This window comes from Enterobacter chuandaensis (assembly GCF_003594915.1).
In the GTDB taxonomy this organism is placed as follows: domain Bacteria; phylum Pseudomonadota; class Gammaproteobacteria; order Enterobacterales; family Enterobacteriaceae; genus Enterobacter; species Enterobacter chuandaensis.
In genome coordinates, this window is record NZ_QZCS01000002.1 from 301,574 (window position 1) to 323,809 (window position 22,236).

A 22,236-nucleotide genomic window follows, 5' to 3' on the forward strand; every position below is an offset into this window, starting at 1 on the left:
GTACGCGCTAGCATGAACATTTCCGGTCATGGAGCGCGTATGGGTCTGTTTAATCGTCTAAAAACATCGTTTCGCGCCCTCTTTCCTCGCCGTTACGCCTGGCCCGGTCTGGATATCTCACTCCCCGGCGGGCAACACCTGCACCTGGTCGGCAGCATCCATATGGGCACCCAGGACATGTCTCCCCTGCCACCCGGCCTGATAAAACGGCTAAAACGCGCCGACGCGCTGGTCGTTGAGGCGGATATTTCGGGTCAGGAGTCACCGTTTGCCGGGCTGGAAAGCGATCTCCCCCTGACGGAACGTCTGGATGAAACCCAGCTTGCGGAACTGACGCGCGTCGCAGATGAAACCGGCGTGTCGCTCTCCATGATTGACACCCTGCCGCTCTGGCAGATTGCCATGGTGCTACAGGCCACGCAGGCGCAGCGTCTGGGCCTGCGCGGTGATTACGGCATTGATTACCAGCTGCTGAACGTGGCGCGGGCGCGCCGTATGCCCATCATCGAGCTGGAAGGGACGGACAGCCAGATTGCGCTCCTGCGCCAGCTTCCTGACGACGGTCTGATGCTGCTGGATGATACCCTGACCCACTGGCACACCAACGCGCGTCTGCTGCAAACCATGATTGGCTGGTGGCTGGATGCACCGCCTGCGGACGGTAAGCTGGCCTTACCGTCGACGTTCAGTGAATCGCTTTACGATGTGCTGATGAATGCGCGCAACAAAGCCTGGCGAGAGACGCTGCATGCGTTACCTGCGGGAGAGTACGTGGTCGCGGTCGGGGCGCTGCATTTGTACGGAGAAGGGAATTTGCCGTCGCTGCTGAAATAAAAAAATGGCCAATATCTCTATTGGCCCGTCAAAGAGGAATTTCATAGTTTTTATTATACCGAAGTGACCTTCGGCTGAGCCGATTGTCGCTCAAAGTGACCATCACTGCCAACACTATTGCGCAAGATGGTGCTATTTTTTAGACAAACGTCAGGCGTATGCTGGCTGCATGAATTGTCTGTCGTAAGAAGGATAGCTATGACTCCCGCCGTTAAATTACTCGAAAAAAACAACATTTCTTTCCGGATCCATACCTACGATCACGATCCGAATGAAACCAATTTTGGTGATGAAGTGGTGCGCAAGCTGGGGCTGAACGCGGACCAGGTGTATAAGACGCTGCTGGTCGCGGTGAATGGCGATATGAAGCACCTCGCCGTGGCAGTAACGCCCGTTGCCGGGCAGCTCGATCTCAAAAAAGTGGCGAAGGCGCTGGGGGCGAAAAAGGTGGATATGGCGGACCCGATGGTTGCGCAACGCACCACGGGCTACCTGGTCGGCGGGATCAGCCCGCTCGGGCAGAAAAAACGCCTGCCGACGCTGATTGATGCGCCTTCACAGGCGTTTGAGACGATCTATATTTCGGGCGGTAAACGCGGGCTGGATATTGAACTGGCCGCGGGCGATCTGGCGAAAATGCTGGACGCGAAGTTTGCGGATATTGCGCGCCGGGATTGAGAAAATTGCCCGGTGGCGCTGCGCTTACCGGGCCTACGATTCGAATGTAGGCCGGGTAAGGCGAAGCCGCCACCCGGCAAAACACCCGCACTACTGCCAGCTCACCTCGCCCTTCGGCTCATACGCGTTCACGTCAATCGGCGAGTTCTGCTCGATGTACTGCTTCAGCACTTCCGCATCAATAAAGCCAGTGTTTACGTAGCCCGGTTTATTATCGATGTGCGGATAGCCGTCGCCGCCAGTGGCGTTAAAGCTCAACGTCGCCAGACGGTAGGTTTTCGCAGGGTCTACCGGCTCGCCTTTGATTTTCAGATCGTTGAGCTTGCCGTCCTTCGCCACAAAGCTGACGTTCGCGAACTGCGGATAGGCACCCGAGTCCGGCTTCATCTGCGCCACGGCGGTCAGGTAGTCAATCACCTCTTTCCCGCTCATATCCGCATAGACCACCACGTTGCCGAACGGCTGCACTTTGAGCACGTCTTTATAGGTGATGTTTCCGCCTTCGATAGAGTCACGAATGCCGCCGCCGCTCATAACGCCAAAGTCAGCACCGGTACGCGCCATTTGCGCGGCCAGCACCAGGTGGCCCATGTTGGTCTGCACGAAACGGACTTTACTGCGGTCCCCTTCCAGACGACCGTTCAGCGTGCCGATTTTCACGTCCAGCTGCGCTTTGCCTTTATTCTGGAACGGCGTCAGCAGGGAGAGCATCTGCTGGTTTTCAGCAATCTCTGGCGTGTAAAGTACGCGCTCACTTTTCCCGTCCGGGTAGGTGACTTTCTTCTTCAGGTTGACCGGGATGAGCTGATAATGCACCAGCTTCATCTCGCCGTTGCGGAACTCAAAGTCCGCCCGGCCCACGTATTTACCCCACTCATGCGCCTGTACAATCCAGATCCCGTTCTGACGGTCCGGCGCGCACGGCGTGCCCGGCACGTAGTCCACCTGCTTTTTGTTCTCCGACGCCATGCACACCGGATCCTGTGAGTGACCGCCCACAATCATTGCCAGCGAACCTGCCGGCAGGCTGCGCGCCATCTCCACGTCGCCCGGCGCATTGGAGCCGTGCTCACCGTTGTCGTAGTGCCCCATGTGGGTAGTGGCGATAATCACGTCCGGCTTTTCGTTCTGCTGCAGCTCCTGGATCACCAGCTTCGCTTCGTCTGCCGGTTTGCGGAATTCTATATCGGTGAAGAACTCAGGGTTGCCAATTTTCGCCGTGTCGTCGGTGGTTAAACCAATGACCGCGATTTTGAGATCCTGACGCTTAAACAGCGCCCACGGCTTAAACAGACGTTCACCGGTGCTTTTCTGATAAATATTGGCAGAGAGGAACGGGAATTTGGACCACTTCTCCTGCTGGCGCAGCACGCTCAGCGGATTATCGAACTCGTGGTTGCCGACGGCCATCGCGTCGTAGCCAATCAGGTTCATGCCGCGAAAATCGGGTTCAGCGTCCTGTAAATCGGATTCCGGCACGCCGGTATTAATATCTCCGCCGGACAGCAGCAGTACGCTGCCGCCCTGGGCCGCCACCTCTTTGCGAATGCCGTCCACCAGCGTTTTTTGCGCCGACAGGCCATATTCGCCGTATTCGCTGCGCCAGAAATGACCGTGGTGATCGTTGGTATGCAGAATGGTGATTTTATAGGTTTTATCTTTTTCATACGCCTGCGCGGGCAGGCTTACCATGCCCCATGCGGCAATAAGCATCAGCGCGACGCCCCGCTTCATTAACTTCATCTTCTCTCTCCCTGACCAATAGACAAAGGCAAAAATTACAGTGACTAACAAGAATAGACAAATAAGTTTTCAGAATTGCGACTTTCTTCAAATGTCACAGGCGGGTATGTTAGTCGGATAATAATTACTCCCTGCATCTCTAATAACAAATCGACGTGGTATTTATGGCAATCAGTGAATCAACCCAGCCCGTCCAGGGCGCTCCGGCGTCACCGCCGAAATCGCGCACTTCCTTTAAAGTATTAGGCGCAATCAGTCTCTCGCACCTGCTCAACGACATGATCCAGTCATTGATTCTGGCAATCTATCCGCTGCTGCAGGCCGAGTTCTCATTAACCTTTGTGCAGATCGGGATGATCACCCTGACCTTCCAGCTGGCCTCTTCGCTGCTGCAGCCGGTGGTGGGCTACTGGACGGATAAATACCCGATGCCGTGGTCGCTGCCGATTGGCATGTGCTTTACCTTAAGCGGGCTGGTGCTGCTGGCGATGGCAGGCAGTTTTGAAGCGGTTCTGCTCGCCGCCGCGCTGGTGGGAACCGGCTCGTCCGTCTTCCATCCCGAGTCCTCACGCGTGGCGCGTATGGCCTCCGGTGGCCGTCACGGGCTGGCACAGTCGCTCTTCCAGGTAGGCGGTAACTTCGGCAGCTCCCTCGGCCCGCTGCTGGCGGCGGTAATCATCGCCCCGTACGGCAAAGGCAACGTAGCGTGGTTTGTGCTGGCCGCCCTGCTGGCGATTGTTGTGCTGGCACAGATCAGCCGCTGGTACGCCGCTCAGCATCGTGTAAACAAGGGCAAACCTGTAGCGAAGGTTATCAATCCCCTCCCGCGCAACAAGGTTATTCTGGCCGTATCCGTACTGCTGGTGCTGATTTTCTCGAAATACTTCTATATGGCGAGCATCAGCAGCTATTACACCTTTTATCTGATGCAAAAATTCGGATTATCGGTACAAAACGCGCAGTTCCACCTGTTTGCCTTCCTCTTCGCGGTGGCCGCAGGAACGGTAATTGGCGGGCCAGTTGGCGATAAAATCGGGCGTAAATACGTGATTTGGGGCTCTATCCTCGGCGTAGCGCCGTTTACCCTTATTTTGCCCTACGCCAGCCTGGAATGGACAGGGATTTTGACCGTGATAATTGGTTTTATCCTCGCATCCGCGTTTTCCGCCATCCTGGTCTATGCTCAGGAACTGCTGCCCGGACGTATCGGTATGGTTTCCGGGCTCTTTTTCGGCTTCGCCTTTGGTATGGGTGGCCTTGGGGCTGCGGTGTTAGGGATGGTTGCGGATCACACCAGCATCTTCCTGGTCTATAAAATCTGCGCTTTCCTGCCACTTCTGGGGATGTTGACCATATTCCTGCCTGATAACCGTCATAAAGCCTGATATACATGCCGCCAAAGTTTTACTTTGGCGGCGCATCCCCCTGATGCCATAAGGCTCTCCTCCCTCTCCCCCCTCTGAATGTAGCAAAATGCACTTTTTTGAGTGCTTATTGCCGTTTTATTCAAACTTCAACAATTATTCATAAACATAATCACGAAAATTGTCATAAACTGTTACTCGGTTTTTGGTTTTCGCCAAAAAGGAACACCCACAACGAAAGGAGACGGAATGCATCACGCCACACCGCTTATCACCACCATTGTTGGTGGACTTGTGCTCGCTTTTATCCTCGGCATGATTGCCAATAAACTGCGTATTTCTCCTCTTGTCGGTTATTTACTGGCAGGTGTACTGGCGGGTCCGTTTACGCCAGGCTTCGTAGCGGATACCAAACTGGCACCGGAACTGGCGGAACTGGGCGTGATTCTGCTGATGTTTGGCGTCGGCCTGCATTTTTCCCTGAAGGATTTGATGGCGGTAAAGTCGATCGCCATACCCGGAGCGATCGCCCAGATAGGGGTGGCGACGCTGCTGGGGATGGCGCTTTCGGCACTCCTTGGCTGGTCATTAATGACCGGCATCGTCTTTGGGCTGTGCCTCTCCACCGCCAGTACCGTGGTGCTGCTGCGCGCGCTTGAAGAGAGACAGCTGATAGACAGCCAGCGCGGGCAGATCGCGATAGGCTGGCTGATTGTGGAAGATCTGGTGATGGTGCTGACGCTGGTGCTGCTGCCTGCCGTCGCCGGGATGATGGAAAAAGACAACATCGGCTTCGCCTCACTGGCGCTGGATATGAGTATCACCATCGGTAAGGTTGTGGCATTTATCGCCATCATGATGCTGGTGGGTCGCCGTCTGGTACCGTGGATCATGTCCCGCAGCGCGGCGACCGGCTCCCGCGAGCTGTTTACGCTCTCCGTCCTTGCGCTGGCGCTGGGCATTGCCTTTGGCGCCGTCGAACTGTTCGACGTCTCCTTCGCGCTGGGCGCGTTCTTCGCCGGGATGGTGCTGAACGAGTCCGAGCTGAGCCACCGCGCGGCGCACGATACTCTGCCGCTGCGTGATGCGTTTGCAGTGCTGTTCTTTGTCTCCGTCGGGATGCTGTTCGACCCGCTGATCCTCATCCAGCAGCCGCTCGCCGTGCTGGGCACGCTGGCAATCATTATCTTTGGTAAATCGCTCGCCGCCTTCTTCCTGGTACGGATGTTTGGCCACTCGCCGCGTACGGCGCTGACGATTGCCGCCAGCCTGGCGCAGATCGGTGAGTTCGCCTTTATTCTGGCCGGTCTGGGCATGGCATTGAACCTGCTGCCACAGGCGGGGCAAAATCTGGTGCTGGCGGGGGCAATCCTCTCCATCATGCTAAACCCGGTATTGTTTGCCCTGCTGGAAAAATACCTTGAGAAGACCGAAACCCTCGAAGAGCAGACGCTGGAAGAGGCAACGGAAGAAGAGAAGCAGATCCCGGTGGATATCTGTAATCACGCCCTGCTGGTGGGCTTTGGCCGCGTCGGCAGCCTGCTCGGTGAGAAGCTGATGGCGCAGGGGATCCCGCTGGTGGTGATAGAAACGTCGCGCACCCGCGTCGACGAGCTGCGCGAGCGCGGCATTCGTGCGGTGCTGGGCAATGCGGCGAACGAAGAGATCATGGAGCTGGCGCATCTGGACTGCGCCCGCTGGCTGCTGCTGACCATACCTAACGGCTATGAAGCGGGTGAGATTGTGGCGTCCGCCCGAGAGAAGTGCCCGAATATCGAGATTATCGCCCGGGCGCATTATGACGATGAGGTGGACTACATCACCGAGCGCGGTGCGAACCAGGTAGTGATGGGCGAGCGCGAGATTGCGAACACCATGCTGACGCTGCTGACGAAGCCGCCGGTTGAAGAAGGGGTGACGGGCTAGCTTGTGCGGTCTGGTTCCCCCTCACCCCGGCCCTCTCCCCATGGGGGAGAGGGTTAGGGTGAGGGGTTTTCTTTTAGCAATCAACGATCCCAGTACGCCTCTTCGAGGCTGTCTTCTCGTTCCGGCAGACCGCGCGTTAAGCGCGGAGAATGCTGATTCAGCACCTGATAGCTCACGCGGTTCGCGTACTTACACACCTGCGCCAGCGACGAATAGGTCAGCCAGCTGAACTTGTGCTTGCTGGAGTTCGGCACGTTGGTTTTGTGGTAGGCGTTAGCGGTAATATCGTGCAGCAGCGCCGCCAGTGCACCGTCGCCCGCACCGTTGGTGTTCATGATCTTCTCCGGCCCGCCCATATACGGCGCGATATGAGAGTAGATACGCAGCGGATTGACGCAATCTTTGTAGCGCATGCCGCGGCTGAACTCGTACTGGTTAAACTCGGCAATCGCGCCCGGCAGCAGCGGGTGCTGGGTTTTGCGTTTGCTCTCTTCTTCCGTAAAACCTGCCATATAGAGCCCAACCGGGCCAGCAGTGCAAAGCACCAGGTCCACCCAGTCCAGCGCTTTGTCAGATGCCAGCAGCGGATCGCTCTCGCCGGTCAGCGCTTCGGCCTCTTCTTCGTTCATCGCCAGAATCGAGACGTGCTCCTTCAGGAACGCCTGCCACCACTCCGGGTTATCGGCAATCACAAATTTAGTGCCCAGGGTTAACACCACCGGCACATCGTACTTTTTGGCGTACTCAATCGCCTTCATGGTCGCTTCCGGCATCGGCTCGCCCGGCTTGCAGCGCACCAGATACGACGTCAGCACCAGCGCCGAGGCGCCCGCGATCACTTCTTCGGGAATGCTTTCCGCGCGCAGTTTATTCATGTGGCCCGGACTGATGGCAAAGGTACGTTCGCCGGATTCGCCGATCAGCGTAAAGCAGCGGCCAATCGGGCCGTCAACGCCCTGAAGATAGTTCAGGTCGGTACGGCTGGAGGTGTTGCACAGGTAGCGGTAGGCGTAGCCACCGATTTCGATATTGCTGCACATCACGCCGAGCAGGACCGAACGGTCATCTGCCAGCACCGAGTAGTTGTGCATGGTGTTGCCGATGGTGCCGCCGGCGAACTGATGGGTAATCAGGTTTTCGCGCACCAGCTCCTGGTACAGCGCTTCGGCAACGTCGTCTTCAATCACCAGCGAGTGTCCGGCGCTCAGACCATAGCGGGCGACAAACTCATCATCCACTTTCGCTTCAATATCCACCAGCGTCTGGTCGATACCCACGACCCAGGCAGCGCTGGTTTCATTTTCAGGCTGGATTTGCTGCAGGAGCGGATCGCGAGCATCAACAGGAAAGTAGTGTTTGGATTTGCGTTTACCGGGAAATTTCATGGTCTGAACTGTACGAAGAATATGGGCCGGGAATGGTAGCACAAACCCGGCCCGGAGTGCGATCAGCGGCTGTTCGTCACCAGCGAGACCATCATGTCGATATGCTCAGGTGAGTCGTTAAGCGCCGGAATGTACTCGTACTTTTCGCCACCGGCCTCAAGGAAAAATTCCCGGTTTTGCACCGCGATCTCCTCCAGCGTTTCCAGACAGTCTGCCGAGAAGCCCGGCGACATCACCTGAATGTGCTTCACGCCCTTCTCGCCGAGCATTTTGAGGGTTTCATCGGTGTACGGCGTCAGCCACGGCTCGCGGCCAAAGCGCGACTGGAAGGTCATCATCACTTTCTCCGGCGGCAGGCCGAGGGCGGAGACCAGCTCGCGGGTGGTATCGCGGCAGCGCTGCGGGTAATCATCCCCTTCGTTGGCGAAGCGCTGCGGGATCCCGTGATAGGAGAGCAGCAGCAGATCCGGCTCGCCGTGCTTCTCAAACGACGCGCGGGCGCTGCTTGCAAGCGCCTTGATGTAGAGATCGTTATCGGCGTAATCGCGAATAAAGGTCACGCCCGGAATGCGGCGGCGGGTCGCCAGAATGCGGGCCAGCTCGTCCCAGACGGCGGCCACCGTCGAGCAGGAGTACTGCGGATACAAGGCCAGCACGACGATATGGTCCACGCCCTGCGCCAGCAGCGCGTCGACGGCGCTTTCCAGCGAAGGTTTACCGTAGCTCATGCCAAGCGCGACGGGCATATCCGGCAGGCGGGCAGCCAGCGCTTTTTCCTGACGACGGCTGTACACCATCAGCGGCGAGCCCTCTTCCATCCACACGGACTGATAGAGTTTGGCGACGCGCGGAGAACGAATCGGCAGAATGACACCACGCAGCAGCGGCCACCACAGCAGTCTTGGCGTATCCACGACGCGCGTGTCGCCTAAAAATTGTCGCAGGTAGCGTTTTACCGCGTCTGATGTAGGTGCTTCTGGAGTGCCCAGATTGGCAAGCAGGATGCCGGTTTTCGCCTGACTCATTCACGCCTCTTAACCATTTGATAGGCTGTCAATTGTAGCGGAAATGCGTTTAAACGAAACCCATTGCTGTAATAGGTGAGATGAGAATATTTCTCACCCGGGAGCCCGGGTGAGAGAGGTGCACTTAGCCGAGGATTTTTTCCAGCTCTGCACGTACGTCTGCCACGGCTTTGGTGCCGTCAACTTTGGCGTATTTGGTGTTACCCGCCTGCGCTTCTTTGGTGTAGTAGCCGATCAGCGGCGCAGTCATCTGATGGTATTCCACCAGGCGTTTACGCACGGTCTCTTCCTGATCGTCTTTACGGGTGGTCAGATCTTCGCCGGTCACGTCGTCTTTGCCTTCAACCTTAGGTGGGTTGAATTTGATGTGGTAAACGCGGCCAGAGGCAGCGTGTACGCGACGGCCAACGATACGGTCAACGATCAGCTCGTCCGGCACGTCGAACTCCAGCACGTAGTCCACGTTGATGCCCGCTTCTTTCATGGCGTCAGCCTGAGGAATGGTGCGCGGGAAGCCGTCCAGCAGGAAACCGTTACGGCAGTCTTCCTGCGCAATGCGCTCTTTAACCAGCGCGATAACCAGCTCGTCGGTTACCAGCTTGCCTGCGTCCATGATGTCTTTCGCTTGTTTACCCAGCTCGGAGCCAGATTTTACAGCGGCGCGCAGCATGTCACCGGTGGAGATTTGCGGAATACCGTATTTCTCCATGATGAACTGAGCCTGAGTTCCTTTACCCGCGCCCGGAGCGCCAAGCAGAATAATACGCATTGCGAAAATCCCCTCAAATGTCGTTTCAATTTTTCAAAAGCGCTAAACAATACCACCAGAACGGGCGTGGCTCAAGGAAGGCGGGAAGGCTGAAACGGTTAATGGGGGGAGATAATTTGGGAGGGTGCGGTTGATTCCCCTCACCCTAACCCTCTCCCCAAGGGGGAGAGGGTCGGGTGAGGGGTTGATGTTGAATTACGCCAGCAGCAGCGCATTCACACGTTTAATGAACAGGTTAGGATCTTCCAGCGTGCCGCGCTCGGCCAGCAATGACTGATCCAGCAGCAGTTCAACCCACTCGGCAAAGCGGGCGTCGTCCTGGGTATCCGCCGCGCGTTTCACCAGCGGATGATCCGGATTAAGCTCAAAGATATATTTTACTTCCGGCATCGCCTGGCCCGCCGCCGCGAACAGTTTCGCCATCTGGGTGCTCATTTCGTCGGCATCGGTGGTGACAATCGCCGGGGTGTCGGTCAGACGATGCGTGAAGCGCACCTCTTTCACGCGGTCGCCCAGCAGGGTTTTCACGCGCTCAACGAACGGCTCCAGCGCCTTCTCGGCTTCTTTTGCGCTTTCGTCTACTTCATCCGCCAGCTTGTCGATGGACTCGTCGGCTTTGGCAACGGACTGGAACGCTTTGCCGTCGAACTCGGTCAGGTAGTTCATCATCCACTCGTCGATGCGGTCAGAAAGCAGCAGCACTTCGATGCCTTTCTTACGCAGCAGCTCCAGGTGCGGGCTGCTCTTCGCCGCCGCGTAGCTGTCGGCGGTGATGTAGTAAATCTTCTCCTGCCCTTCTTTCATGCGGGAGACGTACTCTTCCAGCGACACGGTCTGCGCGGAGGAGTCGGTGTGCGTGGAGGCGAAGCGCAGCAGCTTAGCAATGGTTTCAACGTTCGCGGTGTCTTCCGCAGGGCCTTCTTTCAGCACCAGGCCGAACTGTTTCCAGAAGGTCTGATATTTTTCCGCATCGTCTTTCGCCAGTTTTTCCAGCATCTGCAGCGCACGTTTGGTCAGGGCGTTGCGCAGGTTACGGGTGACGGTGCTGTCCTGCAGAATTTCGCGCGAGACGTTCAGCGGCAGATCGTTGGAATCAATCAGACCGCGCACAAAGCGCAGGTAGTTAGGCATGAACTGCTCGGCGTCGTCCATGATGAACACGCGCTGCACGTACAGCTTCAGGCCGTGCTTGTGATCGCGGTTCCACATATCCCACGGCGCCTGCGCCGGGATGTACAGCAGGCTGGTGTACTCCTGCTTACCTTCCACACGGTTGTGGCTCCAGGTCAGCGGGTCAGTAAAGTCGTGGGCGATGTGCTTGTAAAACTCGTTGTACTCATCGTCTTTAATTTCAGCCTTGTTGCGCGTCCACAGCGCCTGCGCCTTGTTGATCTTCTCCCAGGAAACCACGGTTTCACCGTCTTTCTCTTCCTGTTTTTCAATCTCAACCGGCAGGGCGATGTGGTCGGAATATTTGCTGATGATGGAGCGCACGCGCCAGTCGTTCAGGAAATCGTCTTCGCCTCCGCGCAGGTGAAGAGTGATTTCGGTGCCGCGATCCGCTTTGGTGATGTCATCAACGGTGTATTCGCCTTCCCCTTTGGATTCCCACAGCACGCCGTTCCCGGCGCTGTCGCCCGCGGCACGGGTGCGCACGGTGACTTTATCCGCCACGATGAACGCCGAGTAGAAACCGACGCCGAACTGGCCGATCAGCTGACTGTCTTTCGCCTGGTCAGAACCCATGGATTCAAGGAACGCTTTGGTGCCGGATTTAGCGATGGTGCCAAGGTGGTCGATCACCTCGTCGCGGTTCATCCCGATGCCGTTATCGGCAATGGTCAGGGTGCGGTTCTCTTTATTGAACGAGACGCGCACGCGCAGCTCGCCGTCGCCTTCGTACAGATCCGGGTTAGACAGCGCGCGGAAGCGCAGCTTGTCTGCAGCGTCCGAGGCGTTGGAAATCAGCTCACGCAGGAAAATTTCTTTGTTGGAATACAGGGAATGGATCATCAGGTGCAGAAGCTGTTTTACTTCTGACTGGAAACCACGGGTTTCTTGTCCTTTCATCTAAGTCGACCTCAACAATGCCATTTAATGGGGTTTCAAAACGTTGAGAGGGAGATGGGGATAAGGGGGGAAATTTTCAAGCGGAGGCCGCGCGTGCAGCCTCCGTTTGGTCAGAAAATAATCTTGTGGCGTCCCGCCAGAGAGTGCGACAGCGTGGTGCCATCGACCATCTCCAGCTCGCCGCCCACCGGCACGCCGTGGGCAATGCGGCTGGCGTCAACGCCGTACTGCGCGCATAGCTCGGCGATGTAGTTGGCGGTTGCCTCCCCTTCCACCGTGGGGTTGGTGGCGAGGATCACTTCTTTGATGGTTTCGGACTCAAGACGCTGTTCAAGGCGATCAAGACCGATATCGTCCGGGCCAATGCCGTCCAGCGGGGAGAGATGCCCCATCAGCACAAAGTAGCGGCCGGAAAACTGCCCGGTTTGTTCGATGGCGTAGATGTCCGCCGGACTCTCCACCACGCAAATCTGACCGTTTTCCTGACGACGCGGGTTCGTACAGATGTTACACACGTCCTGCTCGGTAAAGGTACGGCAATCCGCACAGTGACCAATTTCTGACATGGCGCGGGTTAAAGCCTGCGCCAGGCGCATCCCGCCGCTGCGGTCGCGCTGCAATAGCGTAAACGCCATGCGCTGCGCTGACTTCGGGCCAACGCCCGGCAGGCAGCGCAGCGCTTCCATTAACTGCGTGAGCAGCGGACTGGTTTGCATCAGAACGGCATCTTAAAGCCCGGCGGCAGCTGCATACCGCTGGAAACAGAGGCCATTTTTTCTTTCTGGGTTTCGTCGATACGGCGAGCGGCATCGTTAAACGCGGCTGCAACCAGATCTTCCAGCATCTCTTTGTCGTCTTCGAGCAGGCTCGGGTCGATTTCAACGCGACGGCAGTTGTGCGCACCGTTGATGGTCACCTTGACCAGACCGGCACCGGATTCACCCGTGACTTCCAGCTGAGCGATCTCTTCCTGCATCTTCTGCATTTTTTCCTGCATCTGCTGAGCCTGCTTCATCAGGCCACCCAGACCGCCTTTTCCACCAAACATAGGCTTCTCTCTTCTTTCACGTTTAAGGATTACAACCGTAAGTCAGACTCACGATCAAATGGGGCGAATACTCTCTTCATCCAGATCGGCGTCGAAGAACCGGCGCAGGGTCTGAATGTTGTTATCCGCAATAATCGCCTCGCGCGCCTGCGCGAGCTTCTCTTCATAAATGGCCTGGCGCCACTCAAGCGGCGTTTTCACTGCCGGATTATCATCTTCAATGATAGTCAATTCAACCGGCACACCCTGTAGTGCAGTAAGCGCCTCCGCCAGCGCCTTTTGCGCGCCAGGGGAATTGAGGTGCCGCTGGCCCGGACGCAGGTGCAGACGCACCTGATTGCCGTCCTGCTCTTTCCAGGCGTTGAGCGCGACCTGCTCCACCAGCTTCGGCAGCTGAAGTTGGCTGACTTCGGCGGCCCAGGCGTCGCGCGCAATAGACTCTTCCGCAAGCTTCGCGGAAAGCTCCGGCGTTTTCTCATGCTCCAGCGCCTTTTTCAGCGCTTTTGGCGTGGCCACCTCTTCCTTCACCGTTTCGGTGATGGTGGTTGCCTTCCAGCGGTAAGCCTCTTCTTTCACCGGGGCTTTCTGCTCGAGCGCGGACGGTGCCGGACGCGACTGTACGCGCTCCGTTACCGAGGCCAGTCGTTCAAGCGCGGCGTTGTTCACCGGCCGCGCTCTTCCTGGCGCTGCCGGTTCACTCTTTTTTGGTTTGGTTACTCCCTGCGCACGCTGCAGCTGGCTGCGTGCAGCAAGCACCGAACTGGTGGCATCCGACAGCGGCACGTTTTGCTGCGGCGGCGGTGTCGGCTGCGGCGGTACCTGCTGCGGTGACATCACCGCCGTTGGGGCGACCGGCGCGAAAGACTGTCGCGGCACTTCCGGCTCCGGCAATGGCATACGCGGGTGGAACGCCAGCGCACGCAGCAGCGTCATTTCAACGCCCATACGCGGATCCGGCGCGTACGGCAGCTCTTTGCGGCCAATCAGCAGGGTCTGGTAGTAAAGCTGCACGTCGGCAGGCGGCACGGTGCGGGCAAGTTCACGCATCCGCTGTTCAATGGCGGCCATATCCGCACCGATGGCCGACGGAGACAGCTGCAGCATCGCCACGCGGTGCAGCAGGCTGAGCATCTCAACCAGCAGCGCTTCCCATTCAATGCCCCTACCCGCGGCGGCGTTGACCAGCGACATCACGCGCTCACCGTTGGCGGCAATCATCGCTTCGATGAGCGACAGCGCCTGATCGTCATCCAGCGTGCCGAGCATGGTGCTGACCGCCTCGGTGGAGAGCTTGCCGTCACCGCTGGCAATCGCCTGGTCGGTCAGGCTCAGAGCATCACGCAGGCTGCCGTCCGCCGCGCGGGCCAGCAGCTGCAGGGCGCGCGGCTCGTGAACGATATTCTCTTCATCAAGGATGTGCTCAAGCTGAGCGCGGATCTGCTCCACGTCCAGCGCCTTCAGGTGGAACTGCAGGCAGCGCGACAGGATGGTGACCGGCAGCTTTTGCGGATCGGTGGTCGCCAGCAGGAACTTCACGTGCGCGGGCGGCTCTTCCAGCGTTTTCAGCAGGGCGTTAAAGCTGTGGCGCGACAGCATGTGCACTTCATCGATCAGATAGACCTTGAAGCGTCCGCGCGCCGGGGCGTACTGCACGTTGTCGAGCAGATCGCGGGTGTCTTCCACTTTGGTACGCGAGGCGGCGTCGATCTCGATCAGATCGACAAAACGCCCCTGCTCGATCTCCCGGCAGTTATCGCACACGCCGCACGGGGTGGCGGTGATCCCGGTTTCGCAGTTGAGACCTTTCGCCAGCAGACGGGCAATAGAGGTCTTACCGACGCCGCGGGTGCCGGAAAAAAGATAGGCGTGATGGATGCGACCTAGCGACAAGCCGTTCGCCAGGGCCGTCAGCACATGTTCCTGACCGACAACGTCAGCAAAGGTTTGTGGTCGCCATTTACGGGCTAACACCTGATAACTCATGGGCAGGCTCTGCAACGCTGGAAGGTGAATTTATGGAGGGGAATGCTATCACAACCTCACCCATTGAGCGAGGTTGTGAAAACCGGGATTAATGACCCGGGAAAGGCACCAGGCTGTAGCTGGTAATACCCTGTTTTTCCAGGCGCTGTTCACCGCCGAGATCGAACAGGTTGATGATGAAGGCCGCGTCGGTCACTTCCCCACCCAGACGACGGATCAGCTTCACGGTCGCTTCAATGGTGCCGCCGGTTGCCAGCAGATCGTCCACCACCAGCACTTTGTCGCCAGGCTTGATGGCATCAACGTGGATTTCAAGCTGATCGGTGCCGTACTCCAGCTCGTAGCTCTCCGCGATGGTTTCACGCGGCAGTTTGCGCGGCTTACGCACCGGCACAAAACCCACGCCCATCGCCAGCGCAACCGGTGCGCCGAACAGGAAGCCACGGGCTTCGGTACCTACTACTTTGGTGATCCCGGCGTTTTTATAACGCTCCACCAGCAGTTCAATGCTGAGCGCGTACGCTTTCGGGTCTTCCAGCAAGCTGGTGACATCACGGAAAAGAATGCCAGGCTTTGGATAGTCCTGGATGCTTTTGATGCTGTTTTTCAGATATTCAAGCTGCTGTGCAGTTGCGGTCATCGGTTTGTGCCTAAATGAAACAGTGTTACTCACGGCGCGCAACGAGTCGGCAAAGGTAACAATTGCTTAACCTTTAACCAGGCGCGCCTGTGCTCGAAAACGGTCGAATTTACTGGCTGTACGCAATAATTGCAACCGCCATGATGAGGCTTCAGTGCTTTTGTTGCTTTTCATCAACCACGGGGATCCGCCACATAAAGATAAGCAGGCAGAAGAGGATGAAAAGCAGCAGGATCCGCACCCACATCATTTTCACCAGCCATAATGAAATCGCGAAGGTGATTAAGATCACCGCGACCGCGCGGGGCTTCGCGCCGGGCGGCATGGCACGGTGTTGTTGCCAGTGCCGCAAGTACCCGCCAAACCACGAACGGTAGAGCAGCCAGTGGTGAAAGCGCGGCGACGAGCGGGCGAAGCACCAGGCCGCCAGCAGGATAAACGGCGTGGTCGGCAGTAAGGGTAAAAACACACCCAGCGTGCCAAGCACTACCGCGAGCCAGCCAATGATGATTAAAATAGTACGCTTCATAATGCGAATCGTTATCAAACTGAACGGCTACTTTACCACTGGAGAGCGCCTTGAAAACAGCACTGCTTCTTGAGAGGCTGCAAAATCAGCTGATTGCTCTGCGGACGCAGGCTACACCGCTAATGGGGCACGCCACGCTGAAGCCGCGCTTTGACCGGCAGCTTTTCCGCACTCGCAGTACCGTCATTCAGGATTACCTGGCTGAGGCCCAGACAAATCTCGATGAATTGCGCCATGCGGTTGAAAGCGGGCAGCAGGAACAGGTGGTATGGCTTGCGGAGCATCTCACCGAGCAGATCACCGCCCTGCACCGGGAAATCGCCGCCTGGCCGCTGCGCGCCTGGGACAGCGCCTCGCCAGGGCCTGGAAAATGGCAGCGCAAGCGGCTGGAGAACCAGGAGTTCGAGCGCCGGCTGTTTGAGATGAAGCGCGAACGCGAGACGCGCCTGAACAACAGCGAAACGCTGGAAGAGCAGCAGCTCTTAATGCGTGAAATCAGCGCGCTGGAAGGCCGCATCGTCCGCTGCCGTCAGGCGCTGGATGAGATTGAGCGCGTGATTGAACGCCTGACCCGTTAACAGGAGCCACATCTATGTCACTGGAAAATGCACCCGATGAGGTCAAGCTGGCCGTCGATTTGATTATGCTTCTGGAGAATCATGAGATCCCAGCGGAGACGGTGCTGAAGGCACTGGAGATTGTACGGCGGGATTTTGAGGAAAAGGTGAAGGCCGGTTGCCCTCACCCTGGCCCTCTCCCATAGGGAGAGGGAAAATAGTTTAGGCGGGAGTCGGATCGTCACCCTTAATCTCGCGCTTCACTTCCGTATGCTCATCACCTTTCTCATTATGCAGGTGAACCTCAAGCTGGTTGAAGGCGATATTAATGTTGTTTTCGCGGCACAGGCGATCGATCGCACGGTTCAGTTCATCCACGGTGTAGCTGCGATCGCGCAGTTCACGCACGTACAGACGCAGTTCGTGATCCAGCGTGCTCGGCCCGAAGGTGGTGAAGAAGACGTCCGGCGCGGGCTCGTGCATGACCTTTGGATGCGATTTAGCGGCTTTTAACAATACCTCTTTCACTTTATCCAGGTCAGAGCCGTAGGCTACGCCGAGGCGAATCACCACGCGCGTGGTGGTATCCGAGAGCGACCAGTTGATCAGGCGCTCGGTCACGAACGCTTTGTTCGGGATGATCACCTCTTTACGGTCAAAATCGGTAATGGTGGTGGCACGAATACGGATCTTGCTGACCGTACCGGAGAAGGTACCGATGGTAACGGTATCGCCGATACGCACCGGACGTTCGAACAGGATGATCAGGCCGGACACAAAGTTACCGAAGATCTCCTGCAGGCCAAAACCAAGACCGACCGAGAGAGCCGCCGCCAGCCACTGCAGTTTATCCCACGAGACGCCCAGCGAGCCGAATACCGTCATCGCCCCGACGATAATGATGACGTAATTCAGGATGGTGGTGATGGCGTATGACGCCCCCTGGCGCAGGTTCAGCCTTGAGAGCACCAGCACTTCCAGCAGACCCGGCAGGTTGCGAATCAGCGCCCAGGCCACCACCGACGACACCAGCGCAAACAGCAGGCTGCCCATGGTGACGCTTTTCATCACCGCCGCGCCGGCTTCGGTACCGTTGTACTGCCAGAGAGTAATACTGTCGAGATAGGCGAAGACGGTAATCAAATCCGACCAGATCGCCCAGAACATCACCGCAAACAGGGCGATCATCACCAGCATGGTGATACGCAGCGTCTGCTGGTTGACCTGCTCAAGAGCAATGGTCGGCTCTTCCTGCGGCTCTGCGCCTTCGGCCCCCTCTTTCACCTGATGCTGACGACGCGCAATGGCACGACGGTAAGCAATGCGGCGGGCCGCGACGCTTAAACCGCGCAGTACGGTCTGATAGAGCAGGTTCCAGACAATCACCAGATAGACCGTCTCGATCCAGCGCCCGGACAGGCGCAGCGTGGTATAGAAGTAGCCCGTTGCCGTAAGCACCATCAGCGCCAGCGGAATGATCGCCAGCACCGTCACGGTGGCCAGACGAAGATTGTGGGACTCTTTATCGCGCCAGCTGTCGCGGCACATCGGCCACATCAGGATCGCGATCAGCAGCAGGTTGAGCAGAATGACCAACTGGCCCAGCACATCATCCATCAGATGCAGCGGGGAAAGCTCTGACACCACCGACCAGAAGTGCAGCGGCAGAAGCGCAAGGCTGACGCGCACAATCTGGCGACGCCAGTGGCTGGTTAGCTGAGCCGGCATGTTGAAATGACGCACCGCCACGCCGTCTTTTTCCAGCACCTTCCAGCACACGCCAAATACCAGCCAGAACAGCGCCAGTTTTTTACTGAACGCCCAGAGCAGATCGCTGACGTTAAGCTGCATCGTGAGCAGAATCAGACCCACGGCCAGAATAATCAGACACACCGGCAGCGCGCGGATGAGATCGATCAGAATCGCTTTAGGCGTATGGAGCTGGCTGTCGTTACGCAACTGCCCCACTTCCGACGCCAGCTTCGCCTGGTACTGTTTCAGCCATTTCAGACGCCAGCGGATCAGACCGGCAATCAGCAGCAGCGGTAAACCGGCCAGGAAAGCAATCATTACCGCAGGCCAGGCTTTCTCCCAGTTTACGGTGATTTTCATGCTCTTAATCTGCGTTTTCAGCGTTTCCGGGAAGGACTTAATCCAGTCCCAGTCCATCGGCTTGTTGCTGTTCACCCAGAAAATCTGCTGCGTCAAAATCTCCTGCAGGCTTTTTGACACGCTGACCAGCTGCTGCTGGTTGATCTGCAGATTAATGGCCATCATCAGCTGGTTGCCCAGTTGCTTGTTAAGCTGATCGAGCAGCTCGCGACGCATATCCACCACCTGGAGCAGCGCGTCATGCACTTCCGGGTTTACGTCGCTGGAGTGCCCTTCTTCAACTTTGGCGACATAGGCATCGCTCTGGAAAAGGGCGTCGCGCTGCTGGTTGACGTCAAACTGTTCCAGACGTAAATCCGCAATGCGGTTAGTCATGTCCTCCAGCTCGTCGGCGGAGGGGAGCGTCTGCTGCTGCTGATAGAGAATACGCGACAGCAGAAGGCTACCTTTCAGGACCGCAATCTGCTCTTTGATGTTGCGTTCCGCCTGCAGCGCGCGATCCAGCCAGTTTTTCACTTTGATATTTTGCTGAACCAGCGAGTTGCCGTTTTCCGTCGCCAGTATCAGGCGCTGGCTGAGCTGGTGGTTAGCCTCAAGCTCCTGCTTCACCAGCGGGTTGGCCTGAATACGGGCGGTTTCGTCCGGCGAGACGGCTTCCTGGGCGGTTTTTTCCGTCAGGGTCAGGCGTTTGCTGTTTACCGCCTCCTGCAACAGCTGAAGCTGGTGCTCCAGCCGGTTGATATTCGCCGTCACGTAATCACGCTGTTTCTGGAGCGTGTCCTGCAGCACCGTATTCCCTTCCAGGCTTTTACGCTGCTGTTCAATTTGCGCATTGAGCAAGGACTGCTGAACCAGCAACAGGGTTTGCTGCGTCGGGCGCAGCGTGCCTTCCCCTACCGTTGTGCCGTTCAGGCGGTTGCGGATCTGCTGCAGCTGTTGGGACGCGGCGTACATTGCGTTTTGCACGCGCTCGGGCTGGGTTTGCAGGGAGACGAGCTGGCTGTTGTAGGTCGCGAGGTCAGACTGTGCCGTTTGCAGATCGTCGAGCAGTTGCGCGACGCGTGATTCCAGCTGGCGTAAGGAGAGCGTGGAGAGCGTTTTGCGCGTTTCGTCGTCGTTATCGACGTCACTCAGCGCGCTCAACGCTTCCGTAGCCTTACGCATGTTCTCAGGCGCCTGCGCCACCTTCTGACGAAGCTGGGTGGTTTCTGCTTTAACGCGCTCGATTTTATCAATGTTTTCCAGCGTTTCCGTCAGATCCTGCTGGGTGAGTTTCTCCTGAGGAGAGAGCTCTTTTTGTTTGTTCAGGGTGTCGAGCTGCGACTGAATTTCGCTGCGCGAGGGAATATCAGTGCTGTTGTCTGCGCGGGCCCAGGAAAGCGGCGCGGTGGAGAAGAAAAACAGCATAGCAAAGAGCAATGCAAATACAGGATGTTGCGAGCGATTGATGGGCAGCATAGTTGTGAATGATGTCAGCAGATGACCGAAAATAGTCCGGCGTGAAGAATATCACGCTCGTCGGAAGCAGAATAGCGAGAACGTTAGCCTCTGAGATAAATCCTGGAAAGGGCTCAGGCCGTCAGCGAAGGCGCGTCGCTGCGCAGCGTCGGGCAGAGTTGTAGCATTTCCAGTAAAATCGCCACGTAGCTGCGGGCTTCCTCTTTGAGGTCAAAGGATTGCGGCGCAAAAAGCCAGTTTTCCATCAGACCTGAAATGTAGCTGCGCATCAGGATAGCCGCCCGGCGGGTGAGTAAATTGGCGGGTAACAGCTTTGCCTGCATACACAGGTTCAGGTTCTGTTCAATGCGATCGTAGCTCTCCAGGCTGAGGCTGCGCTGCGCCTGTTGCACCACCGCCATTTCGCCCACGAACTCACATTTATGAAAGATAATTTCCATCATTAATCTGCGACGCTCTTCAACTACCGTTGCTTCAAGGATATATACTAATATTTCTCTCAATACTGAGAGTGGATCGTCGGGGAATTTTGCCCGATACTCACTCTCGAGATCGCTAATGCTGGACTCTGAAAGCTCCCAGATTTCACTGAACAGATCTGACTTGTCTTTAAAATGCCAGTAAATCGCTCCCCGCGTCACACCGGCAGCCTGAGCAATTTGTGCCAGCGAGGTGGAAGAAACCCCCTGCTGAGAGAACAAACGTATTGCCACATCAAGGATGTGTTGTCGGGTTTCCAGCGCTTGTTGTTTAGTTTTTCGTGCCATAGGTGGGTGAATTTACAGGAGTCAGATTTACATACATTTGTGAATGTATGTACCATAGCATGACGATAATATAAACGCAGCAATGGGTTTTTAGACTCAGGACCCTTGATCAATTTGAAATCGGACACTCGAGGTTTACATATGAACAAAAACAGAGGGTTAACGCCTCTGGCGGTCGTTCTGATGCTCTCAGGCAGCTTAGCGCTTACAGGATGTGACGACAAACCAGCTCAACAAGGAGCTCAGCAGGCGCCAGAAGTCGGCGTTGTGACACTCAAATCTGAACCTCTACAGATCACCACAGAATTACCAGGCCGTACAAATGCTTACCGCATTGCGGAAGTGCGTCCTCAGGTTAGCGGCATTATCCTGAAACGTAACTTTACCGAAGGCGGCGATGTGAAGGCCGGTGAGTCTCTGTATCAGATTGATCCCGCGACCTATCAGGCTTCTTATGAAAGCGCGAAAGGTGACCTGGCTAAAGCACAAGCGGCGGCGAAAATCGCTCAGCTGACGCTGAACCGCTACCAGAAACTGCTCGGTACCAAATACATCAGCCAACAGGATTACGATACCGCTCTGGCAGATGCCCAGCAGGCTAACGCGGCCGTGGTAGCAGCCAAAGCGGCTGTCGAAACCGCCCGCATTAACCTGGCCTATACCAAAGTGACCTCCCCTATCAGCGGTCGTATTGGTAAATCTTCCGTGACGGAAGGGGCGCTGGTGCAGAACGGGCAGACCACTGCGCTGGCAACCGTGCAGCAGCTTGATCCGATCTACGTTGACGTGACGCAGTCCAGTAACGATTTCCTGCGCCTGAAACAGGAGCTGGCAAACGGCACCCTGAAACAGGAAAACGGCAAAGCCAAAGTGGAGCTGGTTACCAACGACGGTATCAAGTTCCCGCAGGAAGGTACCCTGGAATTCTCTGATGTGACGGTCGACCAGACCACCGGTTCCATCACCTTACGGGCGATTTTCCCGAACCCTGACAAGAATCTGCTGCCAGGTATGTTCGTTCGCGCGCGTCTGGAGGAAGGAACGAACCCAACCGCACTTCTGGTTCCACAGCAGGGTGTCACCCGTACGCCACGCGGCGATGCGAGTGCACTGGTTGTCGGGGCTGATAACAAAGTCGAAACGCGCAATATCACCGCTACCCAGGCGATTGGCGATAAATGGCTGGTGACGGAAGGTCTGAAAGATGGCGATCGCGTGATTGTTACTGGTTTGCAAAAAGTACGTCCTGGCGCGCAGGTAAAAGCACAGGAAGTGACCTCTGACGATAAACAACAAGCTTCGGCCGCTGGCCAGTCAGAACAAACCAAGTCTTAACTTAAACAGGAGC

At 56.9% G+C, this 22,236-nt stretch carries 19 protein-coding genes and 1 other annotated feature; of the genes, 7 read left to right on the forward strand and 12 right to left on the reverse strand.

What is annotated here, in order from left to right; all coding sequences use genetic code 11:
• Positions 1-39 precede the first annotated feature (39 nt).
• The gene (locus D5066_RS04625; protein ID WP_119915208.1) at positions 40-834 is read left to right on the forward strand and encodes a TraB/GumN family protein; all 795 of its coding nucleotides are present in this window, start codon (positions 40-42) and stop codon (positions 832-834) included.
• Positions 835-1,032: 198 nt separating this feature from the next.
• A complete protein-coding gene (gene ybaK, locus D5066_RS04630) occupies positions 1,033-1,512 on the forward strand; it encodes a Cys-tRNA(Pro)/Cys-tRNA(Cys) deacylase YbaK (protein WP_119915209.1) in 480 nt (159 codons plus the stop codon).
• Between the two features lie 90 nt (positions 1,513-1,602).
• On the opposite strand, the gene ushA is transcribed toward ybaK, so the two are convergent.
• Entirely contained in the window at positions 1,603-3,255 is a 1,653-nt protein-coding gene (gene ushA / locus D5066_RS04635) for a bifunctional UDP-sugar hydrolase/5'-nucleotidase UshA (protein ID WP_119915210.1), read from the reverse strand.
• Between the two features lie 164 nt (positions 3,256-3,419).
• On the opposite strand from ushA, the gene D5066_RS04640 reads away from it, so the two are divergent.
• Complete coding sequence (locus tag D5066_RS04640; RefSeq protein ID WP_080328029.1) at positions 3,420-4,640, forward strand: MFS transporter; 1,221 nt, start codon at positions 3,420-3,422, stop codon at positions 4,638-4,640.
• 228 nt (positions 4,641-4,868) lie between these two features.
• The gene (ybaL, locus tag D5066_RS04645; protein ID WP_119915211.1) at positions 4,869-6,545 is read left to right on the forward strand and encodes a YbaL family putative K(+) efflux transporter; all 1,677 of its coding nucleotides are present in this window, start codon (positions 4,869-4,871) and stop codon (positions 6,543-6,545) included.
• A gap of 80 nt (positions 6,546-6,625) precedes the next feature.
• On the opposite strand, the gene D5066_RS04650 is transcribed toward ybaL, so the two are convergent.
• The 9 genes from D5066_RS04650 to D5066_RS04690 all read right to left on the reverse strand — a co-directional run bounded on the left by D5066_RS04650 (position 6,626) and on the right by D5066_RS04690 (position 15,994).
• A complete protein-coding gene (locus tag D5066_RS04650) occupies positions 6,626-7,930 on the reverse strand; it encodes an inosine/guanosine kinase (RefSeq protein WP_119915212.1) in 1,305 nt (434 codons plus the stop codon).
• Positions 7,931-7,992: 62 nt separating this feature from the next.
• On the reverse strand, positions 7,993-8,955 hold the full coding sequence (gene hemH, locus D5066_RS04655) for a ferrochelatase (RefSeq protein WP_119915213.1): 963 nt from the start codon (positions 8,953-8,955) through the stop codon (positions 7,993-7,995).
• A gap of 124 nt (positions 8,956-9,079) precedes the next feature.
• Entirely contained in the window at positions 9,080-9,724 is a 645-nt protein-coding gene (adk, locus tag D5066_RS04660) for an adenylate kinase (protein WP_033144797.1), read from the reverse strand.
• A gap of 195 nt (positions 9,725-9,919) precedes the next feature.
• On the reverse strand, positions 9,920-11,794 hold the full coding sequence (gene htpG, locus D5066_RS04665) for a molecular chaperone HtpG (RefSeq protein ID WP_119915214.1): 1,875 nt from the start codon (positions 11,792-11,794) through the stop codon (positions 9,920-9,922).
• A gap of 110 nt (positions 11,795-11,904) precedes the next feature.
• Complete coding sequence (recR, locus tag D5066_RS04670) at positions 11,905-12,510, reverse strand: recombination mediator RecR (RefSeq protein ID WP_006809843.1); 606 nt, start codon at positions 12,508-12,510, stop codon at positions 11,905-11,907.
• Entirely contained in the window at positions 12,510-12,842 is a 333-nt protein-coding gene (locus D5066_RS04675) for a YbaB/EbfC family nucleoid-associated protein (protein WP_003858972.1), read from the reverse strand. The genes recR and D5066_RS04675 overlap by 1 nt, the downstream gene beginning before the upstream one ends.
• Before the next feature lie 54 nt (positions 12,843-12,896).
• Entirely contained in the window at positions 12,897-14,825 is a 1,929-nt protein-coding gene (gene dnaX / locus D5066_RS04680; RefSeq protein WP_119915215.1) for a DNA polymerase III subunit gamma/tau, read from the reverse strand.
• Positions 13,503-13,567, reverse strand: a sequence feature (DnaX frameshifting element). It overlaps the preceding gene by 65 nt.
• Positions 14,826-14,913: 88 nt before the next feature.
• Positions 14,914-15,465, reverse strand: coding sequence for an adenine phosphoribosyltransferase (apt, locus tag D5066_RS04685; protein ID WP_000127359.1), 552 nt, complete (start codon positions 15,463-15,465; stop codon positions 14,914-14,916).
• A 151-nt stretch (positions 15,466-15,616) separates the two neighbouring features.
• The gene (locus D5066_RS04690; RefSeq protein WP_119915216.1) at positions 15,617-15,994 is read right to left on the reverse strand and encodes a DUF454 family protein; all 378 of its coding nucleotides are present in this window, start codon (positions 15,992-15,994) and stop codon (positions 15,617-15,619) included.
• A 50-nt stretch (positions 15,995-16,044) separates the two neighbouring features.
• On the opposite strand from D5066_RS04690, the gene priC reads away from it, so the two are divergent.
• Both priC and rsmS read left to right on the forward strand, forming a co-directional pair.
• Complete coding sequence (priC, locus tag D5066_RS04695; protein WP_119915217.1) at positions 16,045-16,572, forward strand: primosomal replication protein N''; 528 nt, start codon at positions 16,045-16,047, stop codon at positions 16,570-16,572.
• A gap of 14 nt (positions 16,573-16,586) precedes the next feature.
• Positions 16,587-16,757, forward strand: coding sequence for a pleiotropic regulatory protein RsmS (rsmS, locus tag D5066_RS04700; protein ID WP_080328036.1), 171 nt, complete (start codon positions 16,587-16,589; stop codon positions 16,755-16,757).
• A gap of 16 nt (positions 16,758-16,773) precedes the next feature.
• On the opposite strand, the gene mscK is transcribed toward rsmS, so the two are convergent.
• The gene (gene mscK, locus D5066_RS04705) at positions 16,774-20,121 is read right to left on the reverse strand and encodes a mechanosensitive channel MscK (protein ID WP_119915218.1); all 3,348 of its coding nucleotides are present in this window, start codon (positions 20,119-20,121) and stop codon (positions 16,774-16,776) included.
• 113 nt (positions 20,122-20,234) lie between these two features.
• Positions 20,235-20,888: a multidrug efflux transporter transcriptional repressor AcrR gene (gene acrR / locus D5066_RS04710; protein ID WP_023310602.1), complete on the reverse strand. Its 654-nt coding sequence runs from the start codon at positions 20,886-20,888 to the stop codon at positions 20,235-20,237.
• A 141-nt stretch (positions 20,889-21,029) separates the two neighbouring features.
• On the opposite strand from acrR, the gene acrA reads away from it, so the two are divergent.
• On the forward strand, positions 21,030-22,223 hold the full coding sequence (gene acrA / locus D5066_RS04715; protein WP_041911060.1) for a multidrug efflux RND transporter periplasmic adaptor subunit AcrA: 1,194 nt from the start codon (positions 21,030-21,032) through the stop codon (positions 22,221-22,223).
• Positions 22,224-22,236 lie beyond the last annotated feature (13 nt).